General features: G+C 57.0%; 17 protein-coding genes. 8 read left to right on the top strand and 9 right to left on the bottom strand.

What is annotated here, in order from left to right; translation table 11 throughout:
• On the bottom strand, positions 1-1,524 hold the full coding sequence (locus AC2FFH_RS05755; RefSeq protein WP_496843950.1) for a hypothetical protein: 1,524 nt from the start codon (positions 1,522-1,524) through the stop codon (positions 1-3).
• The gene (locus AC2FFH_RS05750) at positions 1,514-1,663 is read right to left on the bottom strand and encodes a hypothetical protein (protein WP_496766581.1); all 150 of its coding nucleotides are present in this window, start codon (positions 1,661-1,663) and stop codon (positions 1,514-1,516) included. The genes AC2FFH_RS05755 and AC2FFH_RS05750 overlap by 11 nt, the downstream gene beginning before the upstream one ends.
• A gap of 79 nt (positions 1,664-1,742) precedes the next feature.
• Between AC2FFH_RS05750 and AC2FFH_RS05745 the strand changes: the two genes are divergently transcribed.
• Positions 1,743-2,330, top strand: a complete 588-nt coding sequence (locus AC2FFH_RS05745; RefSeq protein WP_058277741.1) for a shikimate kinase — start codon at positions 1,743-1,745, stop codon at positions 2,328-2,330.
• Positions 2,331-3,443 carry a 3-dehydroquinate synthase gene (aroB, locus tag AC2FFH_RS05740; RefSeq protein ID WP_496766579.1) on the top strand — a complete coding sequence of 371 codons (1,113 nt, stop codon included), beginning with the start codon at positions 2,331-2,333 and terminating at the stop codon, positions 3,441-3,443.
• Here the strand turns inward: aroB and AC2FFH_RS05735 are convergent, their stop codons facing one another.
• Together AC2FFH_RS05735 and ssb are read right to left on the bottom strand one after the other, a co-directional pair.
• Positions 3,444-4,514 (bottom strand): site-2 protease family protein, encoded by a 1,071-nt coding sequence (locus AC2FFH_RS05735; protein ID WP_496766574.1) that lies wholly within the window; start codon positions 4,512-4,514, stop codon positions 3,444-3,446.
• Between the two features lie 18 nt (positions 4,515-4,532).
• On the bottom strand, positions 4,533-5,033 hold the full coding sequence (ssb, locus tag AC2FFH_RS05730) for a single-stranded DNA-binding protein (RefSeq protein ID WP_496766572.1): 501 nt from the start codon (positions 5,031-5,033) through the stop codon (positions 4,533-4,535).
• A 207-nt stretch (positions 5,034-5,240) separates the two neighbouring features.
• Between ssb and AC2FFH_RS05725 the strand changes: the two genes are divergently transcribed.
• Positions 5,241-5,822: a lytic transglycosylase domain-containing protein gene (locus AC2FFH_RS05725; RefSeq protein WP_496766570.1), complete on the top strand. Its 582-nt coding sequence runs from the start codon at positions 5,241-5,243 to the stop codon at positions 5,820-5,822.
• A gap of 62 nt (positions 5,823-5,884) precedes the next feature.
• On the opposite strand, the gene AC2FFH_RS05720 is transcribed toward AC2FFH_RS05725, so the two are convergent.
• The 5 genes from AC2FFH_RS05720 to miaA form a co-directional block, all read right to left on the bottom strand.
• The gene (locus AC2FFH_RS05720; protein ID WP_496766567.1) at positions 5,885-7,972 is read right to left on the bottom strand and encodes a dipeptide ABC transporter ATP-binding protein; all 2,088 of its coding nucleotides are present in this window, start codon (positions 7,970-7,972) and stop codon (positions 5,885-5,887) included.
• A gap of 90 nt (positions 7,973-8,062) precedes the next feature.
• A complete protein-coding gene (locus AC2FFH_RS05715; protein WP_496722469.1) occupies positions 8,063-9,526 on the bottom strand; it encodes an ABC transporter permease in 1,464 nt (487 codons plus the stop codon).
• A 12-nt stretch (positions 9,527-9,538) separates the two neighbouring features.
• Complete coding sequence (locus tag AC2FFH_RS05710) at positions 9,539-10,585, bottom strand: ABC transporter permease (RefSeq protein ID WP_496704324.1); 1,047 nt, start codon at positions 10,583-10,585, stop codon at positions 9,539-9,541.
• A 135-nt stretch (positions 10,586-10,720) separates the two neighbouring features.
• Complete coding sequence (locus tag AC2FFH_RS05705; RefSeq protein WP_496843949.1) at positions 10,721-12,391, bottom strand: ABC transporter substrate-binding protein; 1,671 nt, start codon at positions 12,389-12,391, stop codon at positions 10,721-10,723.
• A gap of 326 nt (positions 12,392-12,717) precedes the next feature.
• Positions 12,718-13,611: a tRNA (adenosine(37)-N6)-dimethylallyltransferase MiaA gene (miaA, locus tag AC2FFH_RS05700; protein WP_496843948.1), complete on the bottom strand. Its 894-nt coding sequence runs from the start codon at positions 13,609-13,611 to the stop codon at positions 12,718-12,720.
• A gap of 97 nt (positions 13,612-13,708) precedes the next feature.
• On the opposite strand from miaA, the gene pyrH reads away from it, so the two are divergent.
• The 5 genes from pyrH (at position 13,709) to AC2FFH_RS05675 (ending at position 19,153) form a co-directional block, all read left to right on the top strand.
• A complete protein-coding gene (gene pyrH / locus AC2FFH_RS05695) occupies positions 13,709-14,461 on the top strand; it encodes a UMP kinase (RefSeq protein WP_058273777.1) in 753 nt (250 codons plus the stop codon).
• 251 nt (positions 14,462-14,712) lie between these two features.
• The gene (locus AC2FFH_RS05690; RefSeq protein ID WP_496843947.1) at positions 14,713-15,939 is read left to right on the top strand and encodes an aminotransferase class V-fold PLP-dependent enzyme; all 1,227 of its coding nucleotides are present in this window, start codon (positions 14,713-14,715) and stop codon (positions 15,937-15,939) included.
• A gap of 54 nt (positions 15,940-15,993) precedes the next feature.
• Positions 15,994-17,418 (top strand): cryptochrome/photolyase family protein, encoded by a 1,425-nt coding sequence (locus AC2FFH_RS05685; protein WP_496843946.1) that lies wholly within the window; start codon positions 15,994-15,996, stop codon positions 17,416-17,418.
• Between the two features lie 69 nt (positions 17,419-17,487).
• A complete protein-coding gene (locus tag AC2FFH_RS05680; RefSeq protein ID WP_496781381.1) occupies positions 17,488-18,696 on the top strand; it encodes a class I SAM-dependent methyltransferase in 1,209 nt (402 codons plus the stop codon).
• A 16-nt stretch (positions 18,697-18,712) separates the two neighbouring features.
• Complete coding sequence (locus tag AC2FFH_RS05675) at positions 18,713-19,153, top strand: TrgA family protein (protein WP_496722483.1); 441 nt, start codon at positions 18,713-18,715, stop codon at positions 19,151-19,153.
• Positions 19,154-19,157: the final 4 nt, after the last annotated feature.

The following is a 19,157-nucleotide window of genomic DNA, read 5'->3' as shown; positions in this document are numbered from 1 at the left end:
TCAACTGCCCTGCAGGATCAGCAAGTTCAGCGCGGCGCGGCGGGCGGTGTCCTCAAGACCCACACGGCGGAGCGTCGCAATGGCTGCTGTCAAATCGACTAGGTTGCCGCGCGACCCATGCGCGAACTGGCCCATGGCCTCCAAAACCGCCTCACCCAATTGATCATTGTTTAGCATCGTTTCGATATTCGGCGGGACCGGAGCAGCCCATGCAAACCCTTGCGCAACCGCATCCGCCAGAGGTGAAGGAGAGCGCGCGCGCCCCGGATCGCCTTGCGCTAACGCCGCCAGAAAGTGATTTTCGTCGGATTGACCGGGCACAGAAAGGGCCGCTGTTTCATACAGTTCGGACAACAGCAGGATACGCCAGCGCAGCTGTTCCGCCGACGGATCCGTCAGCTCTATCTGCGACAGGCGTTCTGCGAACAATTCTGCAAAGGGTACCTCTAATCCGATCAGGCGCATTTGCGTCCACACAGTATTTAAAGCCCGGGCGATTTTGTCGGGATTGCGCGAATCCAGTGCAGACTCGAACCGTTGCACGGCCGCGACCCTGTCCCAAACTGCGCCGGACGCGGCTGGAGAGCGCTCGGTATACAGCCCCAGCAATTGGTTGGGGGTCAGCGCGCCGATGCGGGTCAGCCGCTCAGCCGCTTCGATCTGCGCTTTCCACCCGGCTACGTCCCGCAGATCGGCATTTGCAAAGGCACGGGGCAGAGGGGCCGATGGCAGGCGTTCTCCGATCGCCTCAAACAGGCGAAAGGTCAGTGGGCTGGGATCATCTGGTTGCGGAAGGTATTCGGCTTCTTCAAACAACTCGGGGCTGAGAAAGCGATCCAGCACATCCAGCTCATCTGGTGGCAATATCTGCAATGCGTGCGCCGCTTCCAGTGTGAGGGCGGCTGATGGCCAGTCTCCACGCCGCGCCTTGCAGAATATTTGCGCGGCGTAGTCCTGAGACAGGTGTGGCTTCGCGATCAGGGACGTACAGCTGCGATCCTCGTCTCCAGTAAGTAAAGTGGCGTCAAACCAGCGCTGGAACCTGTCGCGTGTGTCGGTCGGACCGGCCAATTGGACCAGCGATTGCGCCGGGTCGGCTGCGCCAAGTTGCATCAATCGGTCGATGCGGGCCAATAGTAGCGTTTCCTCGGCGCCGGAACTGGCAGGTGCGCGGGCCTCGGACAGGATCAGCGTAAACAACAACCGCTGCATGGCGGGGTTATAGCGAACCGGCACATCGGTGATCAGCTCGGCCAGCCGGTCGGCATCACTATTCTGCCAAAGGTGCACCGGCAGGCCAGTCACCGACGACGACACAAGCCCCAACGGCTGTGACAGTGCCTCAAGCGGAGAGACTTGGATATCCGGCTGAATGCCCGTCTCCGTGACCGGTGGTTCCAACAGGACAGTCCCTGGCAGGTTTTCCGGAGGGTCCGTCAGCCAATCGATGACGGAAAGAGGAGCCTGTTGCGCCTGCGCTGATCCAGCCAGCAATAAGGCAGCCAGTGCGGCTTTATTCAACATTCAGGATTACCGGCTCTCGAATTTCGTCCTGCGGGGCCGAGAAATCCACCCCAAATATCGGACCCAGATAAGCATATCCCACCAGCCCGACAAAACTCAGGCAAACAATATATATCAAGAACTTGATCAGACGGCCCATTGCTCAACGCTGCCCCAATTTTGTCTTTTGCCATAGTTATAGCTGGCATTTTTCGTAAGATCACGTCATTCACGTTGAAATGAGCGAAATTAAGCATAACGCCCACACAGAAGGTACTGATGCGGTCTTTGAACTGCACAAAACCGTCGTTCTTGTTGGCATGATGGGGGCCGGAAAGACGGCTGTGGGCCGTGCTTTGGCCGCAAGGCTGGGTGTTCCCTTCCTCGACAGCGACGCCGAGATCGAATCGGCTGCCAATATGACCATCCCCGAGATATTTGAGCGTGATGGTGAACCGTTCTTTCGCGCCAAGGAAAGTCAGGTCATCGGACGTCTGCTGGACGAGGAAAAAGGCATCCTGTCAACTGGCGGCGGCGCTTTTCTTTCCGATCAGAACCGCCAGATGATCACTGAACGCGGGGTTTCGGTCTGGCTGCGGGCTGACTTGAAGGTGTTGTGGAACAGGGTCAAACATAAGGACACACGGCCTTTGCTGCGCACGGCTGACCCTTATGCGACCTTGCGCGCCTTGTATGAGGCCCGCGTCCCGGTTTATGCGCAGGCAGGGCTGACAGTTGAGTCCGATGGCGAAACCTCGATTGAAAATATGGTGGACCGGGTGGTGGAGTCGATGTTGACGCGCCCTGACGTATTGGAACGGAAGTAAATGCACCAAACCGTACATGTAGAGTTGGGCAAACGCTCGTATGACGTGGAAATCGGGCCTGACCTGCTGGAACAATCCGGCACGATGATTGCACCCTTGTTGCACCGGCCTAAGGTCGCCGTTCTGACGGACGAGAACGTGGCCGAGTTACATCTGAATGCGTTGCGGGATGGCCTGGCAACAGCTGGTATCGAGATGACCTCGCTGGCCTTGCCCGCAGGAGAAGCCACCAAAAGCTGGCCGCATTTCGAGCGCGCGGTTGAGTGGCTGTTGTCGGAAAAGGTAGAACGTCGCGACGTGGTTGTCGCCTTGGGTGGCGGGGTCATTGGTGATCTTGCGGGATTTGCTGCGGCCGTTTTGCGTCGCGGTGTCCGTTTCGTCCAGATACCGACCTCGTTGCTGGCGCAGGTGGACAGTTCTGTTGGCGGAAAAACCGGCATCAACGCTCCACAGGGCAAAAACCTGATCGGGGCATTCCATCAGCCGTCTCTGGTTCTGGCGGACACCTCGGTTCTGGGCACCATGACCCAACGGGATTTCCTGTCGGGCTATGGCGAGGTGGTCAAGTACGGCCTGCTGGGCGATGCAGAGTTCTTTGAATGGCTCGAAAGAAACGGTCCCGACGTTTCGGGTGGCGATATGGCCGCGCGCGTGCGTGCGGTTACACGCTCGGTTCAGATGAAGGCCGATATCGTAGCCCGCGACGAGACTGAGCAGGGCGACCGTGCGTTGCTGAACCTTGGACACACTTTCTGTCACGCGCTTGAAGCGGCCACCGGGTATTCTGATCGATTGCTGCACGGTGAAGGCGTTGCCATCGGCTGTGCACTGGCGTTTGAGCTGTCCTCTCGTCTTGGGCTGTGCTCGCAAGAGGATCCAAGTCGTGTGCGGGCACATTTGCGCGCGATGGGAATGAAAACCGATCTGGCGGACATTCCCGGAGATCTGCCGGATGCCGAAGCGCTGGTTGACCTGATGGCGCAGGATAAAAAGGTCATCGACGGCCAGCTGCGGTTTATTCTGGCGCGCGGGATCGGGCAGGCGTTCGTCACTTCGGACGTCCCAAGGGACGCTGTATTGTCCGTGCTGGAAGACGCCTTGGCAACGGTCTGATCAGCGTCCGCGGATCACCATCAATTCACCGATGTTTTCGCGGGTGATGTAGCCAACCATTGCGTCGGCCTGCGTGCAAACTGCGACGGCGGGAGCACCCTTGTGAAGTTTCTCCAGCACGGTTTCCAAGCCGGTGGTCAATTCAACACGCGGAATCTCGGTTTCCATGATCGAAGTTGCCAGATCGGACCGAGGTGCCTCTTGCGCCATGGCAGTAAACAGCGTGCCGCGCGCAATAAAACCAAGCAAGTCTCCATTCGGACCCAACACGGGGAACTCGTGTTGCGTGGTGTGAATGACGGCCTGTGCGGCGGTTGCAAGCGTGTCGTTGGGCGATAGGGAGTGAAACTCGGTAATCATAGCGTCGCGGGCCAGCACCCGCCGCGCGACCGAGCGCATGGCCACATCGTGACTTTCGGCATTGGCTGCGACGAACACGAAAACGGCGATCAAAACCAGCAGAGGGTTACCTGTACTCAGCCCGAGAAAACCAAACGCCACCGCCACGACCTGACCCGCAAGGGCGGCGATACGTGTGGCTTTTACCCGGTCCATCTTCAGACACAAAAATGCGCGGAATACCCGGCCGCCATCCATAGGGAAGGCCGGGATCATGTTGAATACGGCCAGCAACAAATTCACATAGGCCAGCCGGTTCAACAGTCCGGCACTGGTCGAATCGATCCGGGTCAGGGAGTCCAGTGTCATTCCGGCCCCCATGGCCATCAAAACGATCCAGATCACAATATTCACTGCCGGCCCGGCCAGAGCGACCCAGACTTCTTCCATAGGCTTCTCGGGCATCCGTTCGAGCCGGGCGAGCCCGCCGATGGGCAGCAATGTGATGTCAGGGGTTTTGATGCCATAGCGCCGCGCCATCAGCGCGTGGCCAAACTCATGCGCGACAACGCAGGCAAACAGGGCCAGAACAAAGATCAGGTTGTCGATCGCGGCGGGCACGCCGCCTTTGGAATAGGCGGCAAAGGCGACCCAGCCCAGTAGTAGGAAAAAGGTGACATGGACCCTCAGTTCCGACCCCAGTACCCGGCCGAGTGAGAAGGACCATGTCATGTTTCGTCTCCGTTTGCCTTAGAACGGAATCTCGTCGTCGTCGATTCCGCCGGATGCAGGGGCAGGAGCGCTGGACTGTCCGCCATAAGGATCGCCATAGCCGCCGCCCGCCTGACCGCCGCCATAGCTGCCTGACTGTCCGCCGCCGTAACCGCCTCCGCCTTCACCGCGTGCATCAAGCATAACAAGGGTCGAGCCGAACCCCTGAAGAACAACCTCAGTCGAGTAACGGTCCTGCCCAGATTGGTCCTGCCATTTGCGGGTCTGCAATTGCCCTTCGAGATAGACCTTCGAGCCTTTGCGCAGATATTGCTCCGCCACGCGGACAAGCCCTTCGTTGAAGATCGCGACCGAGTGCCACTCGGTGCGCTCACGACGCTCGCCGGTATTGCGGTCTTTCCAGGTTTCGGATGTTGCGATGCGCAGGTTGCATACTTTGCCCCCGTTTTGGAAATTCCTAACTTCAGGATCGCGGCCAAGATTTCCGACCAGAATGACCTTGTTGACTGAACCTGCCATATATTTCCCCGTTCTTGTCTGTGTCGAGCGCGCCCGAATCTGACGCGAAGTTTCTACGCGACCCTATACGGCCTGCGTCATGGTTAAAACACAGTTGATGTGTGCAACGGTTGGCAAGAAACTACCCAGGTTCTGTTTACCAAGCTTTTATTCTTGCATGAAATACCTATAATCATTCGGGTTCGAGAGCGAGCGGGATTGGCATAAATGCGTTTTCAAGTTGGTTGTTTTTCTGTTCTGTGCCTTGCGCTGGTTTCGGGTCCGGCTGCAGCTGACACCCTGTCCACCAAAAACCGTAAAGATATTTTCCTCAAACAATCCAAGATTCTGGACTCGCGCGCAGCCACTCAATATCGCGATTCTGAACGGCTGAAGCCAAAGACCGCGCAGCCGACTCAAGTCATCAAGCGATATAATGGTAAATATCGAGGCCAATACCTGACGCTGGCGCGGCAAGCAGCCCGGAAACACAGTGTCCCGGAAGAGTTGTTCTTGCGACTGGTGCAACAGGAAAGCGGATGGAACCCGCACGCGGTGTCTCACAAAGGGGCACTGGGTTTGGCGCAGCTGATGCCTGGAACCGCGCGTCTTTTGGGTGTGAACCCGCATGATCCGAAGCAAAACCTGGAAGGCGGCGCCCGTTATTTATCGTGGCAGTACCGCAAGTTCAAATCCTGGCGTCTGGCGCTGGCGGCTTATAACGCCGGTCCGAAAGCCGTGGAAAAACACGGTGGCGTGCCGCCCTACAAAGAAACCCAGAACTATGTGAAAGTGATCTGGGGCGGCTGATCACCAGCCCACCCATGTCAGAAAAGAACCGGCGCTGTGGCCGGTTCTTTTCGTTTGGGTTGTTACTCGGCCGCGATTTTGATGACCGGCTCCATGCGGGCCAGAACGTCTTCGGACAGATGGCATTTGACCTGATGTCCGTCCGCCAGGGTTTTCACCGGCGGCACATCTTTCTCGCACAGCCCTCCAGGCACTTCGGATTTCCAGCGACAGCGCGTCTGGAAAGGGCACCCCGGGGGCGGGTTCATGGCCGAGGGGATATCACCATCCAGAACGATATGCGCTTTTTCAACCGACGTATCCGCGATGGGAACAGCACTCAGCAGAGCCTCGGTATAGGGGTGATAGGGCGGCGAGAACACCTGATCGGTGGTCCCCAACTCGACCACATGGCCCAGATACATCACCATCACCCGGTCGCTGAGATAGCGCACAATCGACAGATCATGGCTGATGAACAGCAAGGTGGTCTTGTGTTCGCGCTGAATCTCCATGAGCAGGTCGGTCACCGCCGCCTGAACAGACACATCCAAAGCAGACACAGGTTCGTCCGCGACGACGATCCGCGCATCGCCGGCAAAGGCGCGCGCGATACCGACGCGCTGTTTCTGTCCACCGGACAACTGACGCGGCATCCGCTCGGCAAAGGCGCGTGGTAGCTTCACCAAGTCCAACAATTCCAGCATGCGCTGTTTTCGCTCGGCCTCGGAATTGCCGACGCCAAAGATTTCCAACGCGCGGATGATCTGCCGCCCAACGGTCATCGAGGGGTTCAGAGTGTCAAACGGGTTCTGGAACACCATTTGAACTTCGCCCACGGTCTTGGCATCCCGCTCTTCGATCGGCACATCTTCGATGTTGCGGTTGTCCAGCAGGATTTGCCCATCTGTGGCCGTTTCAAGCCCCATCAAAACCTTTGCGAAGGTGGATTTACCACACCCAGATTCGCCCACAATCGCTAGCGTCTCGGATTCATGAGCCTCAAAGCTCAGTGTTTCGTTGGCTTTGACCACCTTTTTCTCACCGCCCCCGAACAACGCATTGGCGGCTACTTCATAGTACTTTTTGAGGTTGTCCATTTTCAGGACAACACGGCCGATTTCACCTTTTTCCTTCTTGTCCGCCAAAGTGATTGGGGCATTCCAGTCAATCTCTTTGTACTTCAAACAGCGCGTGTGGTGGCGGTCATTGCCGGGTACAGGCTCCATCAGAATGTTCTGCGCGTCGCAACGGCCTTCTTCGAAATAGTCGCAGCGTGGGCCAAAGTTACAGCCTGACGGGCGTTCGTGGGGCAGGGGAAAGTTCCCGGGAATGGCCACCAGTGGGCGGGCGTTCTTGTCTGCCCCCGGCAGCGGGATCGAGCGGAACAGCGCCTGCGTATAGGGGTGCTGCATCTCGTCGAACACATCGTGAATCGAGCCGCGCTCGACTGCCTCACCCGAATACATCACGCAAAGCCGGTCACAGGTTTCCAGAACCAGACCAAGGTTGTGCGAGATGAACAGCATCGAGGTGCCGTATTTCTTGCCCAAATCCCTGACCAGTTCGACTACGGCGGCCTCAACCGTCACATCCAGTGCGGTGGTCGGCTCATCCAGAATCAGCAGCGCCGGTTTCGACATCAGCGCCATCGCGATCACGATACGCTGCTGCTGCCCACCTGAAAGCTGATGGGGGAACGAGTTCAGCATCCGCTCGGGGTCGGGCAGGCGTACGTCCGTTACCACTTCCAATGCACGGGCATAGGCCTCTTCCTTGCCGACTCCTTCGTGGATCATCGGGACTTCCATCAATTGCTTGCCGATCTTCATCGCCGGGTTCAGCGAGGCCATCGGTTCCTGATAGATCATCGCGATCTCATTGCCGCGGATATCGCGCAATTCATCCGCGCTCATCTCGGCCAGATCGCGCCCTTTGAACTTGATCGAACCGCCGACAACCCGCCCGTTCTTGCCGAGGTCCTGCATGACCCCAAGTGCCACAGTGGACTTTCCGCAACCGGATTCTCCGACCAGTCCAACAGCCTCGCCGGGCTGCACGCTGACCGAAAAATCCATCACGGCGGGAATTTCCCGAAGGCGGGTGAAGAAAGAAATCGAAAGTTTGTCGATCTCAAGAATTGGGCCGTCATATTCCGCCAATTTGTTCATCTTGTATCTCCTCGCGAGGATCCGGGGATCCCCTTCATCTGGCTAAAAATATCCTGGGGTCCGGGGGCAAAGCCCCCGGTCGCTCTCACATCAGTCCTTCAGGCTTTCTTCGCGCAGGCCATCTGCCAGCAGGTTCAGACCAAGAACCAGCGACAGCAAGGCAAAGGCAGGTGGAAGGGCAGGGTGCAGGTAGATCGACAACAGCTTGCGCCCTTCGTTGATCGTGGAACCCCAGTCCGGGCTTTCCGGAGGCAATCCCAATCCGAAGAAACCCAAGGTTCCCAACAGGATCGTGGTATAGCCGATACGCAGACAGAAATCGACGATCAGCGGACCTCGTGCATTGGGCAGGATTTCCCACAGCATGATGTACCACGGGCCTTCGCCACGGGTCTGTGCCGCCGCCACGTAATCCCGCGTTTTGATGTCCAGCGCGAGGCCGCGCACGATGCGGAACACCGTAGGCGAGTTCACGAAGACAACCGAGACGAACACCACAAGAATCCCGCCTGGGATATCGAACAGGTCCAGATAGGTCGGCAGACCCCAAATGCTGTAGTCATCCGTGTTGATGACGTAACCACCGGTCGAAATCAGCGACAGATACAACCACAGCGCGATACCGAGAACCCCGATCAATAGCGGAGTGCGGAAATTCGGGCGGGTATAATACCGCGAGTTTAGCAGAACGCCGATAAACAGTATCGGGAACACGAACAAAACGGCCGCCATATAGTTCGGCACACCTGTCGCCACGATTTCCGGCGTGACCAGCAAGTAGAACAGCAGGATGACCGGGAAAGCCAGGATCAGATTGGCCAGGAACGACAGGAAAGTATCCAGACGTCCGCCATAGTACCCGGCCGGCAGGCCCAGAGTGATCCCGACCATGAAAGCAAACATGGTCGCAAGCGGAGCGATCTGAACTACGATCCACGCACCTTTGACCATTCGGCTAAAGACGTCGCGGGCAAGGTTGTCGCCGCCCAGAAGGTACCAGGCATACTCACCTTCTTCGGGGCTTGGCAGCGGTGTTCCCGGTACTTTGTTCTTCATGCCCGATACTTGAACCAAAGGGTCATGTGTGATGATAAGATCAAGCGCGCCGAAGATGCCGGTGAAGACCCAGAACATCACAAGGCCAAAACCGATCATGCCGATGGGGCTGTCGAACAGTTTGCCGTAAAGGCCGAGGCGACGTTTGAAGGCAATCGACATTGCAAACAGGATGATCAGCGACAACCACACAGGAAGAAACTGCTGCGAGATCGCTCCGATTATCCCGGCACTGGTCCCCATCAGGATGCCAAGGACGATGTAGGCCAAGGCAAGCGCGACACAGGCAGAAAAGCTGTATCTCAAGGCCTTTTGTGTTAGCCCACGTAGCCCGTTGCCGCCGCTTATGGTGCCATCGATATTCACGCTCATCGGGGATTCGGGCAGTACAATGCTGCCGATAATCCAAACGACAATTGATACGATCAACGCGGCAAGCGCGATCATCAGGATAGGGTTCAGAATGGCGATAGAGCCGGTCCAGCTTAGAGGTTCCATGATCTATCTCCCTTAAGAAATACGGATGCGCGGGTTGAGGTAGACATAGCCGATATCGGAGATCAGCTGCGTCACCAGCACGACAAAGACCGACACGACCGAAATCGCCAGCAAGAGCTGAATGTCGTTGTTGCCTGCAGCCTGTACCAGTGCCCAACCGAAACCTTTGTAGTTGAACAGGGTTTCAACAATCACCACGCCATTCAGCAGCCATGGGAACTGCAGCATGATGACGGTAAAGGGCGCGATCAGCGCGTTTCGCAGCGCGTGCTTCATAACGATGTTGCCAAAGGAAACACCTTTAAGCCGCGCGGTTCGGATGTACTGCGCCGTCATGACCTCGGTCATCGACGCGCGGGTCATCCGGGCGATATAGCCCATCCCATACAGTGAGATGGTCAGTACCGGCAGGAAGAAGTTCTCGAAGGTTGGGTTGTCCATCGCTGACGTCGCCGTGCCCTTGAACCATTTCAGGCCGACGGTCGACGACGTGAAGATCGCGATGAAGATCACGCCCGACACATATTCCGGCGTCGCCGTGGTAATGATCGAGAATGTGGACAGGGACCGGTCCAATGCTGATCCTTCGCGCATCCCGGCCAACACACCCACCAGCAGCGCAGATGGCACCATCAAAACCAGAACCCAGAACATAAGATAGCCGGTATTGCCGAGACGTATGCCGACGATTTTGCCGACATCATCCTTGAAAACGGTTGAGTAACCCCAGTCACCCTGCAATACGCCGCAATATCTGGGAGTCGTTTCCTCGGTCGATCCCGGGCGGGTACAAGTCCCAAGGAACGTACCGTCGTCAAGTGTCTTGGAAAAGCCAGGGAGAACGCCCAGCCATTGACCGTACTTGACGAGAGTCGGTTGCAGATAGCCGCGATTGTCCAGCCAGGTCTCAACCTGTTCGTCGGACATCCGCTGGTTGCCCTGCGTTTTCGCAAGCTTTTCCAGGTTCGGGTAGAGGTTGGTCAGAAAAAAGACCACGAAAGTCAGGCACAATGCAGTAAGAAGCATGACGCCAAACCGTCGGAGGATGAATAGTCCCATGATGGCCCCTGTTGTTCGGGTGTTCCGCAGATCATTGGACCATTGTCTGGCCTCGGACATCCGACCCCGTGTCGGCCTGTCTGCGGCTGGAAAGGGGCGCCCTGTTCAGGCGCCCCCAATAACGTCTGGCAGGTTTTAGGCCGCCCAGCCCCACTTATAGTGGTGGTGCTCGAAGGACACGTGCATGTCGGTGCCAACAAGCCCGTCCTTCATGTGGCGATACAGCGAACGCCAGTATGGCTGAATGGTCACGCCTTCTTCCTGGATCATCGCCTCGCCCTTGGCGACCACTTCACGGCGCTTGTCGGCATCCGCGATGGCCAGCGCTTCGGTCAGAAGCGCGTCAAACTCGGCATTTGCCCAGCCGAATTCGTTCCAGGCTTCACCGGTGCGATAGGCCAGAGCCCAGATTTGCACGCCCAGTGGACGGTGGTTCCAGTTGGTCGAGCTGTAGGGGTATTTCGCCCAGTCGTTCCAGAAGGTGTTACCCGGCAGAACGGTCCGCTTGACCTTGATACCCGCGTCACGCAGCTGCGCTGCAACCGCGTCGGTGGTGTTCCGGCGCCAGTCGTCATCGATCGAGATCAGCTCGTGCTCGAAATCGATCATTCCGGCTTCTTCCATCAGCGCACGTGCGCCTTCCGGGTCCACTTTCTGCGGTGGCAGTTCGTAGTAGTCCGGGTGGATCGGACCAACATGGTGGTTTTCCGCAGGCGAACCGCGGCCGCCATAGCCCAGTTCCAGACAGATCGAGTTATCAACCGCCATTTGCAGAGCCTGGCGCACACGCTTGTCTTCGTAAGGTTTCTTGCCGTCGATCTCGGCCAGTTGGTTCGGGCGGATGACGATTGTGTTCATGGTCACAACTTCGGACTTCACATAGCCGAGGCTGTCCATCACGTCGATGAATTCACCAACCGATTCATACAACATGTCGACTTCGTCGGATTCCAGAGCGGCCAGCCATGCGGACGGGTCGGTGCCGTAGTCAATGTAGACGATGCTGTCCAGCGCCGGGCGACCAAAGATCTCTTCGCCCCACCAGGTGTGGTTCTCGTTGCGAACGAGGGTGGCTTTCACGCCGACTTCCAATTCCTGCACCAGATAGGCGCCGGTGCCCACATTGTTGAGCAGATCGGTTTCACTGAACGAGCTGTGTACGATAGCTGCCGGATAGTCCGCCATGCCCGCAATCAGCGAGATGTCAGAGGCTGGCAGGTTCAGTTTGACGGTGTTGGCATCGACAACCTCGATTGCGCCGTCAATCGCTTGACCGGATTCCGGATCGATCAGCGTCGCGAAACGACCTGCCATCGAATTGGTTTCCGAACTCTTGTCACACCAGCGCCCGATGTTGCGGGCCACATCTTCAGAGGTGAAGTCGTCGCCGTTATTCCATTTGACGCCCGGGCGGACTTTCAGTGTGTAAACTGTTGCGTCGTCGTTGACTTCCCAGCCCTCCAGCAACATGCCGCGGAACGTACCGTCCGAGTTGTACTCGACCAGATACTCGAGCGTGCCGCGGGTGACGTTTGCGATCTGCGACCAGTCATAGGTGCGTGGGTCCTTCAGGGCGCGCACTTCCTGCTGAACGCGCAGGGTGCCGCCTTCTTTCTTTGCGTCTTCACCGGCCGCACGTGCCGGGGCGGCCAGTCCGATCATGCCATAGGCTGCGGCCGCGGTGACCCCAAGACCGGTGGTACGGGTCAAAAACTCGCGCCGGTTCAGTTTGCCGTCCCGATATTCCTGTGCGTGCATTTCTGCCGCCCAGTGCATCGGTGCTCCGGTCATTGTTTGATTATTCATTAACGTTACTCCCTGTGAGACAGTATTTTTTGGATGAAGTGTTGAACCGCTCAGGTCGGAATGCTCCAGCCGGCAGGTTCATTGGTCTTCTGATCTCGGATTTCGGACATCCCCATGACCGACATTCGGCACCAGAATTTGGGTGAGGTCAATGTTCGAAATCGTCATTCGAGGTACAAAAACGACATTGACGGGCTGAGTTTAACGCTATCAGCTTTTTCAGCCCCAAGGGAATCTCTTGGCAGGTTCAGTTTCGCGGCGGTGGATTCGCCGTGAATTCCTTGAACATGAGTTCGCGATCAGTGCGACTTCAACCGCATCAGGTATCACTTTGATAAGTCAACCCGATTCCAACTTTTCATGCGGGCGCGAAACCAGGTGCGCTGTCGTTTGGCGAATTGGCGGGTCGAAATCGTGGCCCGTTCGCGGGCTTCATCCAACGTCATGGTGCCGTCGATATAGGCCATCAACTCGGATACTCCGATGGCCTTGAATGCCGGAAGCGACGGATTATAGCGGTCCCGCATCCTTTCAACCTCGGTCAATGCACCAGTGTCCAACATCAGGTCAAAGCGGCGCGTGATGCGATCCAAAAGCCATTGTTTATCTACGTCAAAAACGATGGGCACTGTGTTCTTCAGGTCCAAAACTGGGGGCGGTGTTGCGTCTTGCCAGTCACTGAGGTTTCGACCGGTGGCATTGTACACTTCCCATGCCCGCTGAACACGGGCGCGGTTTTGGGTGTCGATCCGGGCCAGAGTCTGCGTATCCACACCCGCGATAAGAGTCTGCAAGGTCAGGCTGTCCGCCTCGGCCCGGATTTCGGACGGTGTAGGTGGAATATCGGCCATACCTTCGGTCAGCGCAGAAAAATACAGGCCGGTGCCCCCAACAATGATGGGGCGTGCGCCGCCGGTCAGCAGTGGTTTCACTTCGCGCAGCCAATGGCCGGTGGAGTAGTCTTGGTCATATGAGATATGTCCATACAGAAGATGCGGCGCGCGGGCTTCCTCTTCAGCAGACGGGCGGGCGGAAATCACGCGCCAGCAATCGTAGACCTGGCTGGCATCGGCATTCACGATAACGCCGCCGAACTGCTCGGCGATCAACAAGGCAAGGGCGGACTTTCCAGATGCAGTGGGGCCTGCAATCAACACAGGTTTCCCATCAGGAATGGGGGGCAGGTGGTCCAATATCTGCGATCTCGCGGGTTCGGTCATCTCGGACTGCCTCATTCCTTACTAATCGCATTGAACCTGCGACCGTTTTGCTTCATTTTGCGCCTGAAAATAAACCCGTGCCAGCCCGGAGCGCAACATGACCATTTCCCCGACCACCGACACCGCCGAAACCACAAAGGCAAGGTATGATCGCGTAATGCTGAAAATCTCGGGCGAGGCGCTTATGGGCGATCAGGGGTTCGGCCTGCATCCGCCCACAGTTCAGCGCATCGCGCAAGAGATCAAATCGGTGCACGATCTGGGCGTCGAGATCTGCATGGTGATTGGCGGCGGGAATATCTTCCGCGGTCTCAGCGGATCGGCACAGGGGATGGAACGGACTACGGCTGATTACATGGGCATGCTGGCAACGGTCATGAACGCGCTGGGGATGCAGTCCGCGCTGGAAGAAATCGGCGTTTTCACCCGGGTAATCTCAGCCATCCGCATGGACGAGGTGTGCGAGCCCTACATTCGCCGCCGTGCCGTGCGCCACCTTGAGAAAAAGCGGGTCTGCATCTTTGCCGCCGGAACCGGAAACCCGTATTTTACCACCGACACTGCCGCGACCCTGCGCGCCAATGAAATGGCATGTCAGGCGATCTTCATGGGTAAGAACGGCGTCGATGGTGTTTATGATAAGGACCCCAAGGAACACGCGGATGCCGTGCGGTACGACACCGTCAGCTATGATGATGTTCTGGCCAAACGCCTGCGGGTCATGGACGCGTCGGCCATTGCACTGGCGCGCGACAACAATCTGCCGTTGATTGTCTTCGGGCTGGACGAACCGGGCGGGTTCCGGGGCATTTTGGCCGGTGAGGGGACCTACACCAAAGTTCAGGGCTAAACCGCTTTACATTTTGCTAAAAAGCCGGGTTTGGATGCCCGGCTTTTTTGTGCGCGTTTAGCAAACCTGAACGCTTGACGAACCATGTCAGTCCTTGCAATTTGACCGCGTTCCCGCGCCGGACCGGTAGCGGGGGCTGTCTGCGCCTATCGCGCGGACTGGGCTGGAAGACCTGCCATGATTTCTGAGGGTTTCGAAATCATGCTCGGACACCTCTTGAATGAACGCGCATGATTAAGGAGAGACGTGCCATGAGCACTCTGGATATCAATTTTGTCCGGTCACAGTTTCCGGCCTTTTCCGAGCCCAGCCTGCAAGGGCAGGCATTCTTCGAAAACGCTGGTGGGTCATACACTTGCAAGCCAGTGCTCGATCGCCTGATGCGGTACTACACACAGCGCAAAGTTCAACCCTATGCCCCCTATGAGGCCAGCCGTCTGGCGGGTGAGGAAATGGACGAAGCCCGCGCACGCATGGCGGCCATTTTGGGTGTTGAGACGGATGAGCTGAGCTTTGGCCCTTCGACCACGCAGAACACCTATGTCCTGGCGCAGGCATTTCGCCAATGGATGCAACCGGGCGAGGCCATTGTTGTCACCAATCAGGATCATGAGGCAAATTCAGGTCCGTGGCGGCGGCTAGCGGACGAGGGGATCGAAATCCGCGAATGGCAGATTGATCCCGAAACCGGGTCGTTGAATCCGATGGATCTGGAAAACCTGCTGGACGAAAACGTGCGTCTGGTGTGCTTTCCCCATTGCTCGAACGTGATCGGAGAGATCAACCCGGTGACTGAGATCACTGCGATTGCTCATGCCGCGGGGGCGTTTGTGTGCGTGGACGGGGTGTCCTACGCGCCACACGGGTTTCCGAATGTGGGTGATCTGGGGCCGGACATCTATCTGTTTTCGGCCTACAAAACATACGGACCGCATCAGGGATGTATGGTCATCCGGCGTACGCTAGGGGAAATGTTGCCGAACCAAGGGCACTACTTCAACGGCGACGTGCTGTACCAACGGTTTACTCCGGCGGGACCGGACCATGCCCAGATCGCGGCCAGCGCGGGGATGTCGGACTATATTGATCTGCTGTGCGACCATCATGGTGGGCCAACCAGCGAAGCGGCTGAGCGTGGTTCATTCGCCCATGATCTGATGCGCTCGCACGAGGTCGCATTGCTGCAACCGGTTCTGGATGCGGTCAAAGACCGCAATGCCGTTCGCCTGATCGGAACATCCGATGCCAGCCGCCGCGCGCCGACTGTGGCCCTGGCGTTGAACCGCAATGCAGAAGCCGTTGCCGCCGATCTGGCTGGATATGGCGTCATGGCTGGTGGCGGAGATTTCTATGCCGTGCGTCCGTTAACCGCGATGGGGGTCGATCTGGATCAAGGCGTGCTGCGGGTCAGTTTCACGCACTATACGTCTCAACAGGAAATTGATCAGCTTTTGAATGCACTAGACGACGTTTTGTGATCCAATTCCGCTTCTGCTTCGTAACGGAACAAAGAAGAAAAGAGCAGGGCGGACATGGAACAGCAGCGGTCACCGATTATCATGTGGTTCCGACGGGATTTGCGCCTGTCGGACCATCCTGCACTGAGCGCCGCGGTTGAGAGCGGGCGAACAATCATACCAGTTTTTATTTTGGATCACTCGGTCCAGGCTTTGGGCGCAGCACCGAAATGGCGGCTTGAATTGGGCCTTAAGGCTTTTGCACGGACGCTAGAGCTGTCTGGCAGCCGCCTGATCTTGCGTCAAGGGGATGCGCTGACCGTTCTGCGGCAGCTTGTCGTCGAAACCGGTGCAAGCAGCGTTTACTGGACCCGCGCATATGACCCTGACGCTATTGCCAGAGATACGAAGATCAAGACAGCGCTGACCGACCAGAATGTCACCGTTAAATCCTTCGCCGGCCATCTTTTGTTCGAGCCTTGGACCGTGGCGACGAAAACAGGGCAGCCGTTCCGCGTGTTCACGCCGATGTGGCGTTCAGTGCGCAGCCGCGACGTTCCGATGCCCAGCGATGCTGTGGCCCATCTCAGATCGCCTGCGACGTGGCCTGTTTCCGAAAATCTCCAAGATTGGCATCTGGGCACGCAGATGCGCCGCGGAGCATCCGTGGTCACACCTCATGTCCGACCGGGTGAAACCGCAGCTTTTGAGGCGTTGCATCAATTTCTGGACCGCATCGCCGCCTATTCAGACCACCGGGATCGTATGGACTTGGACGGAACATCGAACCTGTCCGAGTATCTGTCTTTAGGTGAAATAGGCCCACGCAGTGTCTGGCACGCAATTCAGCGGGCCGGGATGACGGGAGTTCAGGGGGGCGAACCCTATTTGCGCCAATTGGTCTGGCGCGAATTTGCTTATCACCTGATGTATCATACTCCATCCTTGGTCAGCGGAAATTGGAAGCCAGAGTGGGATAGATTTCCCTGGAACACTGATGCGGACCAGCCCGAAGTTCTCGCTTGGAAGCAGGCGAAAACCGGCGTCCCGGCAGTCGATGCCGGGTTACGGCAGATGTATGTGACCGGGCGAATGCACAATCGGGCACGGATGATCGTAGCGAGTTACCTGACCAAGCATCTGATGACCCATTGGAGAATTGGCATGGATTGGTTCGCGGATTGTCTGGTCGACTGGGACCCGGCGGCAAACGCGATGGGCTGGCAATGGGTTGCAGGGTCGGGGCCCGATGCCTCGCCATTCTTTCGCATCTTCAATCCGCAAACACAGCAGGAAAAGTTCGATCCGCAATCGGACTTCGTTCGGCAATGGATTGCCGAGGGGCAGAGCAATCCACCGGCAACAGCACTGGCGTATTTTGATGCGGTTCCGAAGTCATGGAACCTCAGTCCACAGGACCCATACCCGCAACCCGTTGTCACTTTGGCAGCCGGTCGGGCGCGTGCATTGGCGGCCTATGAGGGACGAAAAAACCAGTAACGAATTGAAAACTTGCCACAAACACAAACTCGGCCTAGCCTGTTTGCGCGGCCGCACAGGGGAGAGCGGATGACTTTGATGACCACCGAGGGGCAGAAAGACCTGCCCAGATACTTTGCGCAAGTATTCAAAATGGTTAGCCGGATGCAGTCCGGCCGATTGGACATCGGACTACCGGATGGTCGTGTCTTCCGAACCGAGGGCACCAAACCCGGGCCGGTTGCCCGTGTGGATATCCACAATCCAGACGTTTTCGCCCGCCTGGTCCGCGAAGGTGAACTTGGTTTTTCTGACGCATATCTGGAAGGTGACTGGAGTACGCCGGACCTGCGATCCTTTATGGACCTGGTGCATGTGGGCAATGAAACGGTCTATGATGATTTCACCGGCAAAGTCCTCGTGCAGATGTATGAGCGGCTACGATTCTGGTTGCACCGCAATAACCGGACACAGGCCAAAAAGAACATCTCGTACCATTATGATCTGGGCAATGATTTCTATGGTTTGTGGCTTGACGACACGATGACCTATTCCAGCGCTCTGTTCGAAACAGGGCAGGAAAGTCTGGAAAAGGCGCAGACCGCAAAATATGCCAGTCTGGTTGATGAAATGGGCGCAAAACCCGGAGATCATATTCTTGAGATTGGCTGCGGCTGGGGTGGCTTTGCTGAATATGCTGCGAAAGAGCGTGGCCTGCGGGTCACAGGTCTGACGATCAGTCAAGAGCAGTTGAGGTTTGCGAGGCAGCGTATTGAAAATGCTGGCCTTTCAGATTTGGTGGAATTCAAATTGCAGGATTACCGGGATGAACGTGGCCAGTATGACGGAATCGCATCGATCGAGATGTTCGAAGCAGTAGGTCAAAAGTACTGGCCTGTGTATTTCGACACTGTGCGTGAGCGGTTAAAACCCGGGGCGCAAGCGACGTTGCAAATTATCACCGTCGCGGATCATAGATGGGATGTATATCGTAACGGTATTGATTTCATTCAGAAATATATTTTCCCGGGCGGTATGCTTCCGGCGCCGTCCGTATTGAAGGAACAAGTTGCTCAGGCGGGTTTGAAGGTCGTCAATTCGAAAGAATTTGGCAAAAGCTATGATCTGACCCTGCGCCGCTGGTATGACACGTTCAACGACAAGTGGGACGAAATCTCGGAAATGGGCTTTGATGAGCGTTTTCGACGCATGTGGAATTATTATTTGACCGCCTGCGGAGCAGCCTTTGACACCGGCAATTGCGATGTGACACAGATCACTATAGCGAAACCGAGTTAAGGAACGGACTTCAGAAATGCCCACTGCCTCAAAGCTTGTTGCCGGTTTATGCCTTTTGATCGTGGCGTTCTTGGTTTCGAGTATGGTCATCGAAAACGGTGATGAAGGTAAAAACTACGGTATGTTTACCTACGTAAACATGGCTTTGGGCGTGATCTGCGGATGGTGGATCATGGGCAAGCGTGCCGGCCGGGGCTGGACTGCCGCAATCAACAACGGCTTGACCGGAATGGCGGCGCTGGTGTTCTGGGGCCTTTTTGTTCAGGGTGTCAACGAAATGCTCCGCCTGGCAATGCGCCATCGGTATGACGGCCCGTTTGAGGCGCTGATCTCTATCTTTAAAATCGGCGTTGAATATGGTCAGCAACTTGTGGTGCCCGAAATCTTGTGGACTTTGGTCATTGGGGCTTTGGTCACTGGGCTGGTCACCGAGGAAGCAGCCCGCCGGTGGCGGTGAGCTA

It is taken from the genome of Ruegeria sp. YTSC003 (genome assembly GCF_059609785.1).
This window is presented reverse-complemented; position numbering and strand designations above follow the sequence as displayed.